Source organism: Klebsiella sp. B345, assembly GCF_051131735.1.
In the GTDB taxonomy this organism is placed as follows: Bacteria; Pseudomonadota; Gammaproteobacteria; order Enterobacterales; family Enterobacteriaceae; genus Klebsiella.
The window spans coordinates 106,653-120,234 of record NZ_CP180444.1 but is presented as its reverse complement, the minus strand read 5'-3'; the positions used below and the strand labels follow the sequence as shown (position 1 = coordinate 120,234).

Annotated in this window: 9 protein-coding genes and 1 pseudogene; 7 read left to right on the top strand and 3 right to left on the bottom strand. The window is 40.2% G+C overall.

The features are described 5' to 3' along the window. Positions 1-211 precede the first annotated feature (211 nt). The 6 genes from ACMYSO_RS25625 (at position 212) to ACMYSO_RS25600 (ending at position 7,357) form a co-directional block, all read left to right on the top strand. Complete coding sequence (locus ACMYSO_RS25625) at positions 212-1,165, top strand: NAD-dependent epimerase/dehydratase family protein (RefSeq protein ID WP_434670971.1); 954 nt, start codon at positions 212-214, stop codon at positions 1,163-1,165. A 1,095-nt stretch (positions 1,166-2,260) separates the two neighbouring features. After that, positions 2,261-3,469 (top strand): PTS transporter subunit EIIC, encoded by a 1,209-nt coding sequence (locus tag ACMYSO_RS25620; RefSeq protein WP_434670970.1) that lies wholly within the window; start codon positions 2,261-2,263, stop codon positions 3,467-3,469. A 39-nt stretch (positions 3,470-3,508) separates the two neighbouring features. Continuing rightward, positions 3,509-3,841, top strand: a complete 333-nt coding sequence (locus tag ACMYSO_RS25615) for a PTS lactose/cellobiose transporter subunit IIA (protein WP_434670969.1) — start codon at positions 3,509-3,511, stop codon at positions 3,839-3,841. 14 nt (positions 3,842-3,855) lie between these two features. Next, positions 3,856-5,304: a glycoside hydrolase family 1 protein gene (locus ACMYSO_RS25610; RefSeq protein ID WP_434670968.1), complete on the top strand. Its 1,449-nt coding sequence runs from the start codon at positions 3,856-3,858 to the stop codon at positions 5,302-5,304. Then, a complete protein-coding gene (locus ACMYSO_RS25605; RefSeq protein ID WP_434670967.1) occupies positions 5,297-5,557 on the top strand; it encodes an HPr family phosphocarrier protein in 261 nt (86 codons plus the stop codon). The genes ACMYSO_RS25610 and ACMYSO_RS25605 overlap by 8 nt, the downstream gene beginning before the upstream one ends. A 459-nt stretch (positions 5,558-6,016) precedes the next feature. Continuing rightward, entirely contained in the window at positions 6,017-7,357 is a 1,341-nt protein-coding gene (locus ACMYSO_RS25600) for a carbohydrate porin (RefSeq protein WP_434670966.1), read from the top strand. Between the two features lie 101 nt (positions 7,358-7,458). Here the strand turns inward: ACMYSO_RS25600 and ACMYSO_RS25595 are convergent. Further along, positions 7,459-7,869, bottom strand: a pseudogene (locus ACMYSO_RS25595) (PTS sugar transporter subunit IIA); the annotation flags it as partial. 63 nt (positions 7,870-7,932) lie between these two features. Beyond that, positions 7,933-9,363 carry a BglG family transcription antiterminator gene (locus tag ACMYSO_RS25590; protein WP_434670965.1) on the bottom strand — a complete coding sequence of 477 codons (1,431 nt, stop codon included), beginning with the start codon at positions 9,361-9,363 and terminating at the stop codon, positions 7,933-7,935. A gap of 599 nt (positions 9,364-9,962) precedes the next feature. Between ACMYSO_RS25590 and ACMYSO_RS25585 the strand changes: the two genes are divergently transcribed. After that, the gene (locus ACMYSO_RS25585; protein WP_418343678.1) at positions 9,963-10,721 is read left to right on the top strand and encodes a tyrosine-type recombinase/integrase; all 759 of its coding nucleotides are present in this window, start codon (positions 9,963-9,965) and stop codon (positions 10,719-10,721) included. 1,234 nt (positions 10,722-11,955) lie between these two features. Here the strand turns inward: ACMYSO_RS25585 and ACMYSO_RS25580 are convergent. Then, positions 11,956-12,957 (bottom strand): RepB family plasmid replication initiator protein, encoded by a 1,002-nt coding sequence (locus ACMYSO_RS25580; protein WP_434670964.1) that lies wholly within the window; start codon positions 12,955-12,957, stop codon positions 11,956-11,958. Between the last annotated feature and the right edge of the window lie 625 nt (positions 12,958-13,582).

The window sequence follows — 13,582 nt, the reverse complement described above, 5'->3', positions numbered from 1 at the left end:
GGGTAAAATTCTAACTTGTATGAATGGGAATAAGTAGATACAAAATTGAAGATGGTTTTTGAGCAGACAATGTAAAATAATGACATTAAAATAGGTATACGTTTACATTGCAATGGGTTTAACATTATCCAGCTAACCCCAAAATACCTATCTGCCATTCTCAATGAGAATAAAAACATTACTAATTCATCGATAAAAAACAGGAAGTTAAATGCAAACGATTTTGGGTGCCAGCGGTCAGATTGCACATGAACTTGCACGGGAGTTGAAGCAGGTTTACACAGACGATCTGAGGTTAGTAAGCCGTAATCCGCATAAAATTAATGACAGCGATACGATAGTCAAAGCAGATTTGCTGGATACTTTGCAAACTCAGGATGCTGTTAAGGGTAGCCAGGTAGTCTACTTTACTGCTGGATTACCAGCTAACTCAGCATTGTGGGAAAGAGATTTCCCAACGATGCTGAAAAATGCACTCGATGCCAGCCGTAAAACTGGAGCCCATTTTGTCTACTTCGACAACACCTATATGTATCCACAGAATGGAAACCCACAGACCGAGGAGACACACTTCGCCCCAAAAGGGCGTAAAGGTAAAGTTCGAGCCTTGATGGCACGCATGGTGCTGGAGGAAATGAAACGTAATGAAATGCCGGTTGTCATAGGGCGTGCACCTGAATTTTATGGACCTGGTAAAACACAAAGCTACACCAACTCACTGATTATTGACCAATTGAAGACAAAAAAAAAACCACGTATTCCGGTCAGTGATTCTACTTTGCGGACTCTAATCTGGACGCCAGACGCTAGTCGTGCTCTTGCGTCTCTTGGTAATGCACAGGATGTATTTGGCCAGACATGGCATTTACCCTGTGACGACAACAGGCTCACCTATAAGCAATTCGTATCTCTTGCCTGCGAAGTATTCGGTCTTGGCGCGGAATACTCTGTAATTAGTAAAGTAATTCTGACGATGGCTGGACTTTTTTCAAAGGATGCACGAGAAATGTGTGAGTTACTTACCCGCTATGAGCAAAGTAATTTATTTGAATCAACAAAATTTAAACGTCGCTTCCCTGACTTCGCTGTCACAACCTATCATCAAGGTTTACAAAACATTTTTATAGAATGGAAGGAAGCACATACAAAAGAACTGCGCAGTTAAAGTGATATTAAGAATAAACTAATTGAACTGTGCTAAATGGTCTACTCACAATACCATTTAGGTTGAGGGTGTCATTAGGATATTGTGAGTAACAACTTGACTGAAACACGTTAAGTCTCTCTACCTATGATCAGCACAAATGCCGATGTAAAGCGTCAACGTAACACACCAAAAGATACAAACCAAGCAACCTGCAGGTATAGTACATACCTGCATAATCATTCATCAGGCCGCACTTTCTCACCACGAACCCATCACCAGATGCCTGATCTACCGCTAGCAAATGTTGTCTTTCTACAATAGTAGTCCCCCTCCTCCCCATAGCTGCTATTACCATACAAATAATGTTGATTACCATTTTATCAGTAAACAACCTTGTTCTGAGTTACTCTCGCGTTATTTCTTTAGGAACAAATGGCGTTGTAGCATCATTCACGTAATAAAGGATGGTCATTATTATGTCTATAGATGGATGTAAATCAGGAAATAGAGTAGATTGGTACTAAGAATAGAATTTGATCCGTATCACATAATACAAATCAGTCTTACTCAGCAATCTATATCTTCCTCTAACCATAAGGAAATGCTGTGAGTCGTGATAGCCGTTTTACAAGCCGGTCCAGAGACCTGTTGACTCAGTAAACGTCGATTCTCTTAATGGTATCTGCAAGAAATTGCCCCTAAGGGGGCAAAAAAGTGTCTTGATTTATATTTCAGACATGATTAGATGCTAACAAATCAAATAAATGTGAGGTTAAAATGATTAAAGTTCTGTTGTGTTGTGGTGCAGGAATTTCTAGCGGATTACTTGCGTCGAAAGCAAAAAAGCCGCACGTGAAATTAATGCAGATATTTCATTCGAAGCTCGGAGTGAAAGTGAGGTAGATGAATACCTTCCATATATCGACCTGCTCTACTTTGGACCTCATTATTCTTCACTTTTAAATGAATACCAGGGAAAAATCAGTCAATTTTAATTATATCGTAAATATTATTGATGCTGAGATCTATGGAGCCATGGATGGAAAAGCTTTAGTTAATCATGCTTTAATTACTTTCAATTCAAATAAGTAAAACTATCATCAAGGTATAGTGATGCAAAAACTTATTACATGGCTTTCTGAATCATTTGCGCCAAAAATGAAAAAGGTGTTTGCGAATCCCTGGCTAGCAGCCCTATCCAGTGCAATGCAAAAGAACATCCCGTTTATCCTTACAGGCTCTATCATTTACTTCTATCAAGCGATAAGGTCTCATTTCTTATCGCTACCAGATTTAGGAATTATCGCAAGTTTCAGCTTTGGCATGCTCGGGATTATTACAGCATTTTTCATTGCCAACCAGATAATGGAAAAATTAAGATTACCACAATATACTGTCAATGCAGGCTTGACTTCTATTTGCGTATTTCTTGTTTTTTGCAATCCAAACATCAGCAATGGATTATATAGCGTCAATTTTGAAAGATTAGGACCAACAGGCATTTTGATTGGCATCATCACTGGCGTTATAGTTGCGTTGGTATTTAGCAACTACAATAAACTTGGACTTACCAGCAAGTCTACAATGCCTGACTTCATTAATAAGTGGATAGATAATATTGTTCCAATTGGTGTTTTATTGGGAATTGCGACACTGGCTGTGTTTAAGTTAAACATTGATATATTTAATGTAATTGTATTGATTTTTTCCCCGTTGATTAGTTTCGGACAAACATTGCCTGGATTTATATTATTGTCGCTAATTCCCGCATTTTTTTATTCAATGGGAATTTCAACCTGGACTTTTCAGGCCATCCAGATCCCTGTATTTATGGCAGGAATAAATGGTAATATTCAGCAAGCAGCAGCAGGCCTGACTCCTGACCATTTTGTCACGTTTGAAATATTTTATACTGCGGGTTTAATCACAATGGGAGGTGTTGGTTGTACATTAGCATTGAATATATTAATGATGCTATCAAAGAAGAAGGATCTGAAATCACTGGGATATGTATGCATTGGCCCATCGTTGTTCAACATCAATGAACCATTAATGTATGGCGGTCCTGTTATCTTTAATCCTATGCTGATGATCCCACTGTGGATTAATGCCATCACAGGTCCTGTTGTTGTTTGGGCCTTTATGAAATTCGAATGGATGGATGTTCCAGCCAAAATTATTCAGGTTGGGCAAATCCCTCCGCCATTTGGTAGTGTTCTCGTAACTGGAGATTTCAGAGCTCTGATTTGTTATGCATTGTTATTTACCCTGTACTTGTTGACGTGGTTTCCATTCTTCAAAGCATATGAGAAAACACGGTAGTACCCCTCATTACAAAAAATATCTATGGTGAATTGTATTATGAGAGAAACAAACGATTACATGACAGAAGTTGCCATGCAAATCATTGTCGAGGCGGGTAATGCGCGGACGGCATCTGAAGAGGCTTTAGCTCTGTCTAAGAACAAAAAATTCATTGATGCTGAAGAGAAATTCATATTATCCAAAAGACTTATTACTAAAGCGCATCAATATCAGACGGAAGTCATTCAAAATTCTTTTGAAAATGAAAGCATTCAACTGAGTTTATTATTCATACATGCACAGGATACTCTAATGACTATCAAAAGTGAAATTAATCTCCACCGTGAAATTAGCGAGCTATACAAATTAATTAAATTAGATCATGAATAATCGAAGGGTAAATTATGTCAAATTCAACATCATTTCCTGAGCATTTCCTTTGGGGAGCGTCAACTAGCGCCTATCAGGTTGAGGGGGCTGCTGAATCTAATGGTAAGCTTGCATCTCAACAGGACATTCTCAACACGGTAAATGGTCTCAATAAAGCAGCAGTAGCAAGCGATCACTATCACAGGTATCAAGAAGATGTAGCTCTAATGAAAGAACTAGGATTGACTTCCTATCGTTTTTCTTTTAGCTGGGCCCGTATTTTCCCGGAAGGAAGTGGTAAGGTTAATGAAGAAGGCATTCTTTTTTACCATAACCTTGTGGATGAGTTAATCGCCAACAATATCACTCCTATTGCTACTTTATATCACTATGACATGCCAATGGCTTTAGTGGATAAATATAATGGATGGGTCGATAGAAAGAGTGTTGAAGATTTTAAAAACTATGCTGAATACCTCATTAAAAGTTTCGCTGAGAAAATAAAGTACTGGCTAACAATTAATGAACAAAGCATTATTGTAGAATACTGGACAAGCAAAAACTTTATTCCTCAAGAGATGCAGAATAACCAACAGTTGAGATATCAGATCAACCATCATATGAATTTGGCACATGCATATGCATGTAAGGCTGTACATGATTTTATTCCGGATGGAAAGGTCGGTGCAGCTTTAGGATATTCACCAGTATATCCACTAACCAGCACTGCTGAAGACAATCTGGCAGCGTTAAATGCTAATCTTATACGCAATACCTTCTACACTGATGTTTATCTTAAAGGTAAATACAATGATACATCTTTAGCAATACTGAAATCTCTTGGAATGGCTCCGGATATTTTAGAAGGTGATGAAGATATCATACAGGAAGGATTCTCTGACCTTTTGGCTGTAAATTACTATTACAGTTCTACGGCGAAGCACTGTCCACCAAATGTACCTAAGGTTGATTCCGGTGTTAATAAAACCGGAACGAAAGGAAACATGAAACAATATGAAAACTTACCAGGTTTTTATGAAATGTGCAAAAACCCGCTTTTAGATACAACAGAATGGGATTGGGCCATTGATCCTTTGGGGCTTGAATATATCCTTAGAGACCTTCATACTCGTTATGAGGTCCCTCTTATGATTACTGAAAATGGCATCGCTGGATATGATAAATTAGAGGAGGATGGTAGCATAAGAGATGACTACAGGATCGAATATATAGCAAATCATCTGCAGGCAATAAAAAATGCGATAGATTTGGGGGCAAATGTTATATCTTATAATCCCTGGTCATTTATTGATGTTCTCTCAACAAGTAATGGCTATAGCAAACGCTATGGATTAGTCTATGTTAACAGGACTGATGATAACCTCATGGATTTATCCAGGCATAAGAAAAAATCTTTTTATTGGTATAAAGAGGTGATTTCTTCTAACGGTAATATTAATATCGAGCACAAGAATAATGATTGAAAAAAAAGCGATGGTTAACGCACCAGCCGGATTACACTCCAGGCCATGTGCAATAATTTGCCAATATGCAAAAAAACACGAGCAAATTATTATCTTGCATCATGATGGTAAAGAAGCAAATGCTAAAAACATGTTTAAGATAATGCTCCTTGGAGTAAAACAAAATAATGAGGTAATCATAAAAGTAGAAGGTAATGATGCGGAGTATGTCGCAGACGAATTAGCAGATATTATTACAAAAATCAAAGAATAATATGATATCTTAGCGCTAGTTTTAACTGCAAGCTCTCCATTTTTTGGAGAGCTTAAACCTCACTAACTAAATCTATTATTCACTTATATTTTATTTAGATTTCACTCAGACCACAAAATTCTCTTTAAAATCTTATTATTTACTTAAGTAGATATTCAACTTCCATTTTTATAAAAAACATAACACAGGAGATAAATAACAGACAACCCAGCCCGCCATAAAAATCACAAATAATATCCAGCAGATATAAATATTATACATCATCACCATCTAAAAAAGGATAGTAAATGTATGCTTAGCTATAAATACATCCTATAACACAAACAACACTGGCCTTGTTATTTATATACCTCTGGTTTATTTGCACGATATCCGTGAGGATATATATATCGCATAACAGAAACATTACCATTGTGTTTATCTGATATAAAAATAATTGATCTAATAAGGGCATTGCAGATGAAAAAAAATCACTTTGTAGGAATTATCTTTTGTTTATATCCTTTTCATATTTATGCAGAAACTTCACACAATATAGAAGAGAGACTATCCCTTCTAGAACAAAGGGTAACTGATGCAGAAAATAAAGAAGCAGATAAAACAACTCAGTCAGTAAAACCAATGCAGGCTACGGACACCACGGCGGATAAAAAATCATTACTGACAAAGGAATTACAGCTAACAGGGCTCACAGATATAAAATTTTATGGCGATGTGGAATTTAATATGGATACAGCCAGCCGAACTGGTAGTTTGACGTCAGTAAGAACCAGTTTAAATAAGGAATGGGCCCCAGGAGAAAAAGAACGCTGGGATATCAACGGACGTATTTTATTAGGATTTGATGGTAGCTATACTGGTAACAATGGCCATTTTTCAGGATTCAGTGTTCAGCCTTTAGCGGACATGACTGGTGATGTAAACTTAGACGATGCTGTTTTTTACTTTGGCCAAAAAGATGACTGGAAGATTAAAGTTGGGCGATTTGAAGCCTATGATATGTTCCCACTAAATCAAGACACTTTCGTCGAATACTCCGGTAATACTGCGAACGACCTTTATAGTGATGGGTATGGATATATTTATATGATGAAAGAAGGACGGGGACGTAGTAGTGATGGCGGAAATTTTCTCTTAAGCAAGCAGATTGATAACTGGTATTTTGAGTTGAACACTCTTGTAGAAGATGGAAGCTCCTTGTTTGTAGACTCCAGTTATCATGGAAGGACTCTGGATAACCAGAAAAATGTTATATACACTCGCCCTGTTATTTCCTGGAAATATGGAAATTATAATTTTGCGGTTGGTATGGAAAAAAACTTAGTCAGAAATGCTTATGGCTCAACAAATAATTCAGGTACCTGGGTTGACCAGTCACAGCGTACGGGTTATGGGTTGACGATGAACTGGGATACGTTAAAACAAGATCCAGATAATGGGATGACCATAAATTTCAGCACCGCATATATGGATGCAGTTAGCGAAAAAGATTTTAGTGTAGGAGTTAATGGTTTATGGAGAAATATAGAACTAGGTTATATCTATGCCCATAATAATATTGAGCAGTTTGATTCATCAGCCATTAGTGATTCCTGTGATAGCAACTGCGCTCTTTTATCTCCCGGTCGTTATGACATTCATACTATTCACACATCCTGGAAAATTCCAGATATTATGGACATGCCAAACTTCAATATCTATCTTGGGGCATATGTATCATGGCTGAATTCAAAATCAGAGGCATCTGATTCATCACAGGATCGTTATGGTGCACGTTTACGTTTTAAATATTTATTCTAATCATATTATTCTCAGAAACACTAGTAAACCCTAGATTATTGGGCTGGTTGATTACAACTAACGTATAGTGTGTCATTACCAATATGTTACCATATGCCAGCTCAATATTCATTTGATACGATGTCAAAAAATTCATTTATATTTTTAATCTTGCTTATGCTGTTAAGTATTTTTTCATCAGAAAAGAGTTCCACGAGGGCATTGTAGAAATCTTGATATAACTCTCTTTCATACTCATTAATAGCAATCATAATAACTATTTTTACATCATTATGTTCGTTCCAGTCAACTCCCAATGGATTAACCATCATGGCCACTGCAGTTTTTGCCGCATCCATATGAATTGAATGTGGTAAAGCAACAATTCCAAATGCTGTCGAAGATGCATTTTCTCGAGCAAATACTGCAGGTAAAAAATTTTCATTAACAATTCCGTTGCTGAGCATGCTATTTGCCAGGCGGATTATTGCTTCTTTGGAGTTCGAGCATTCTTCGTCTGCAATGAACAATCTTTCACTAAAAAAATGTCTATATTATCTTTTAAAAATCTTTTTTCTTTTCATATTCAATCTGCGTTATTTTTGTGCAATATGTAAGCTATATTTTTCAATGCCAAAAGGAGGTATTTTAATCAATTCACAAGGATGTACAAGTTCAATTATCTCTGTCGTTATAACCAGATCATAATGGTTTTTATTTAACACATTCAACTCAGAAGTATTTATAACAACATTAATTCTTTTAGCAAAGTCTCGCACTAACTGTGATTCAACCTGCTGTGATAATTCATTATATTTTGGACAAAAGATAGCGCAACTTAACTTTTCTGATGATTCTTTATCGCGCTCTCTTTGCCTTTCAAGTTCAGAACCTATATGAAGTGCGATAAATGAAACCTCGTCTTCATTTAAAATCCATCCTTTGACAGACGCTAACTGGAATGCAATGTAAATCGAAATATCAAAAATAACTTTACAGTTATTTCTAAGGTCTATTTTCATTGTATTGTATTGCTTTCTGTTTTCATTTATTCTATGGCTTAATGATTTAAGATGTGCAGAAAATAAAGAAATAAAAGTATCAGACCTCAGTGAAATCATGAAATGACTTTCTGTCCGCTCGGCCAAATCATTCGCTAAATCAAACCACTCAGAGTTTTCTGCAATTTGCTCATCATTTATATCCCTCTGATTAAGAACACCAAAATAAGCATCCAGAAGTAGATATATGGTTTTCTTTTCTGGTTCGGGGAAAATTATTGTCAACTCATGTTCTATTTTTTCAATAAAACTACCGTACTTTTTAAAATCTGATTCTGAAGTATTAGCCCCAGGTAAAAAACAACCATTCCTGACTCGTTCAATTATGATTAGAACATGTACTGTTAAATTGTATATTGAATAGTCGTTATAACGATGATTGTTTTTATTAGTAAACTGTTTGATTATATCCTTAACTTTAATTAAGCTAATTTCTTCAAAAATATCCTCAAGAGATTCTCGTAGAGAAAACTTCTGGCTTGTTTCTTCGAAAATGATAGTTGAAACCAACTTTCTTATTTTCACTTCATTTCCAGAGATACAAATCACGCCATCAGACACATAGAAGCGGACATCAAATTCAGCTGCACGCGAATTCATTTCTCTTATCGTTTTTCTCGCCAACGATTCACTTACCATCATAATATCAGCTAACTGTATTATTGATATTTTTCGCTGTTCTAAAATAACTTCTTTGATAAGACGATAATATCGCTCATTCTCACTGGTAATCGTCTTAGCTGACCGAAACTTTTCCTTCACAGTTGAATTTTTAACAATGGAATAACCATTTTTATCTGAGTGGATTATTTTCTCCCCAGCCAGATCATTAATATCTGACACACAGTATTTGACTGTCCGTAGAGAAACATCCAGTTTCTTTGCCAAATTAGCAGCCGTAATTGGTTTTAACTGTTCAGAGAGTACAGCTGTCAGGCTATATCGTAAGTTTTGTCGCTTGCCCATGACTATGACCTTCAGTTTTTATGCGTATTTTAACAATAAAACCCCTGTTATCAAATTATAATTTCCTATATTTGAATAATCTCACAATATCTGGTAGATTCTAATCAATGAATAAATATCATTAGCTTCAATCATATGCGAGATATTTTTAAAACTAAAAATTTCTCTTTGTTTTAATCAAAATCGTGCCATTATTTTTATTCTTATCCGACTAGGGCCCCATCGTTATCCTGACGGACGGGTGCAGATGTCCACCAGATCGCGCTACGTGAAATCCGGCAGGGTTACAGGGGTGTACCAGGTCGAATTTCGTGTAGCGCATCCTCACCTGTAAGTCTGCAGGCCTCTATCTGTTACCCTGGCATTACCCCATTTCTCCCAAAAACGACGAAAGTGCCTGCAGGCCACGTCATGCCTGGCTTCAGCACGGATCTGAACGGTAAAAGGATCCTTTACGTATTTGGTTTTACCCGCAATAATGCCGGATAAGACAACAAAAGGATCCGCGCGCTGCGATTTATTCTCATGGCAGGATCCGGCATTTCAGGCCAGAATACCTGTATCCATACACAGTGCGTGCGCTACGTGAAAAATAACAGATGAACAACCTCATTCCCCTGCAGAATTCACCAGAACGCGTTTCATTATTACCGATTGCGCCAGGTGTCGACTTTGGGACCGCGGTCGCACTTCGCCGGATGGCCACCTCCACCGGGGTCACGCCGGCCTACCTGCTGGCCCCCGAAGTGAGCGCCCTCCTCTTTTATATGCCCGATCAGCGTCACCACATGTTGTTTGCCGCCATGTGGAACACCGGCATCAGGATCGGTGAGGCCAGGATGCTTACCCCGGAATCCTTTGATTTTGACGGACTGCGGCCGTTCGTGCGGGTGCTGTCCGAAAAGGTACGTGCCCGGCGCGGGCGCCCGCCCAAAGATGAGGTTCGCCTGGTCCCGCTGACCGACAGAGATTTTGTCCGTCAGATGGAGAGCTGGATGGTGACCACCCGTCCCCGCCGGCGGGAGCCGTTGTGGGCCGTCACCGATGAGACCATGCGCAACTGGCTGAAGCAGGCGGTAAAACGGGCGGAAGCTGACGGGGTGTATTTTTCAATACCGGTGACGCCACATACGTTCAGGCACAGCTACATCATGCACATGCTCTATCATCGCCAGCCGAAGAAGGTTATTCAGGCACTGGTCGGTCATAAGGATCCGCGCTCAATGGAAGTGTATACCCGGGTGTTTGCACTCGAACTGGCGGCAACACTGGCAGTACCTTTCACCGGTGATGGTCGTGATGCGGCGGAGATCCTTCGCGCATTACCTCCGGAAAATAAGCCGGCTCCGGAGCGATAACGGGATATCCGCTGGCGCAGATGTTCCTTTGCCGTGTGCAGAAACGGTGATTTGCATACTGCAGTCAATATTGTCGTCGGTTGCATACCACAGTCATGATCCGGAGGTTCCCTGCGCGTCAGTCCGTTTTATCAGGGGTTGCTGTCGACAGGCCCCTTCCGGATCAAGAGGATATGACACCTCTGAGTGTTCTCTGTTTCAGGGCGAAACCACGAAGGCAACGACCTTTAGTCATGTACCTTACAGGCGAGTGAGCTGAGTCTTATTTTTGCCGGCACAGTATCCCACATGATTTTTTCTTTTAAGAACAAAGAGATTCAGGGTGTCAGCCAGTATCTTTTTGAGGGGCTTCTTTATCGTAGCCGGGGCTGCATCATGCCTTTATTTCGCGTACATCAGACTCTTGCGGATACGTCATCAAAGATGACCCGAACGGGAACTGTCTTGTGAAGCCGTTCTCCATCAGCCTAGCCTCTTCGCTGCTCATCGTTTGTCTGGCAGGTAAATGCTCATCATGAGCAAACAAATCAGGTATGACGCGAAGCACATATGAAGGTGTTAAGTCTTTTTCTACCGCGCTGCATATGGGGGGACATTAAGCTCATCATCAATACTCAGACTGATACTCCCTCCTTTCCGTCACCTCAGAAATGCACTGTCGTATGCAGATGCCAGGATGTAGACACAACCCGGATGCCCGTCATAACCTGTTTCGTAGATCTTGTCTGCGGTATGTAGTTCCATGTGTTCCTGATACTCAGGCCATACCGATCGCCGAAAAGCGTACCCTGCGCCCGCACTTTCAAATCCAGTGCTAAGTCACTGAGAATGCTGGTGACAGCGTCACTTTCAACAGCTCAGCCGCGCAGGATGCGACTTCCGCATCACTACACCTTTCTATTCACCACATGTGTGTCTTGCCCTGAGTCAACCCGGGACTATGCCCACTCCACTCTGAGACAGAGTCTGAGTTCAGCAACGGCCATAAAAATTGACTGCGGTATGCTGGTATTCATACCGCAGTCAATAACCCCCGAAAGCTTACACACCAGCATGCATACCGCAGTCAATATTTGCATGCTGCAGATAATTATCACATACCACAGTCAATTTAATGGGGGGAAGTCATAAGAGAAGAACGGAGAATATTGACTGTAGTATGCGTGATGCATATCGCAGTCAATAAGGGGAAAAAGCGCGCACCTCAGTAAACATTCACATACCGCAGTCAAGTTTACTGCTTCATGTTTGCGAGTGCTTCAGCCAGTTTTTGGGGGTCAATCCCGGCAGATTTCAATGCATTAATGACTTCGTCATAATTCTGCTCGGTCGCTTTTTCATCTTCGTCATTCCGGGGCGTTTTGGTATTGCTGATGAGCTTAGGATTACGATAGTGCACGCTAAAGTAAGTTGACCGGCCACGCTTAAATTCGGTGTAGTCCAGGTACCCGATGTCCCGCAACTGCTCCATGGCTTTACGGACGGTATGGTTTTGCGTGTAGACGTTGGAGGTAAGATTAAGCCTGTCCCTCATACGCTTCATCGAAATCGGCGCCGGGTTCTGTGGCAGGCTCTCAATGTAGGTATACAAGGCCTGAGCAGACTCTTTCCGCTGGAGTGCGTCAATAGCCTTCAGACGAAGCAGTACACGCCTGTCCATATGGTATAGCTCAAAGAGTTTCGGTTCGGCCTTGATCTCAATGCGATCCTCGGTGATGTCATAGAAAGCCGATTGTACCAGGTGGGTTGTCCAGCCCTTCGTTTCACTCTGGAATTTCAGTGTAACGGAGGCCAGTTTAAACAAAGAATTACTGATACGGTCGCGCATTTTCTTGTTTGAACGACGTGTGTCAAAGCCGCACATCTTAACGAACTCTACAAAAGACAATTCCAGCGTGTCTTTTTTTACGCCATACTCGGACATGGAACGGATGATCCCCAGCCAGACTTTGAAGTCGGTATCCATATCCAGACGCGATCCGGTGATCCTGACATCGTTGTAACCTTCGCTCTTTGCGATGGACAGCTGTACAAGCTCCTCAGTGGCATCTGTGACGTTTTTACGGTTCGTCTTACTCCTTGCTGTCGATTTAAGCGTAGGAACGAAGAGACCGAGTCTCATGAGCGCCACAGGCTGAACCGTGCTGGTACTGTTGACATCCAGCTTAACAACTTCACCGGTTGTCTTATCAACCTCCTGCAGATTCAGAGGTAACTTATTATTTTCACTGGTCATCTTAGATCCCAACGGTTATCCACAAGGGAAAGTATAAATGCATACCTCAGTCAATGGAAATACATACCACAGTGAATGCTTTACATATCACAGTATTAGATAACACATACTACAGTCAACATTTTACACTCTTCAGTCAATACTGATCCCTCTTCAGCCCAGTCACCACAGGCTCTCAGACGATACGGGGATCTCTTTTGATCTCACTAGGGATCTCTTTTGGATCAATTTATTGGATCGGCCCTGTGAATAACAAGATCCAGAACCCTCATCAAAACCTTTCAGAACCAAAAAACAGTCTCTTACTCACAACGAACATACCCTTTGACCAAAAGAATAGCGCCCAGTGAACCTCAGAGCAGGATCTTATCTTCACTGCGGTATGCAAAGGATCCTTATAGAATACTCTGTTTACCTCAATACAATCAGTGAACACACCACAGTCAAGATACTGCATACCGCAGTCAATATTATAAATACACCTGAATCACTCTCTGAAGCCAGCTCCTGCGCGTCATTGCTCCCTGCCATCACAGCACTTTTCCGCTTCCTCGACGCTTTCTCACTTCGTGAGATCACTTACTGCGGCGAGCGGCAGTCATTATTATTGACTGCGATATGCAAA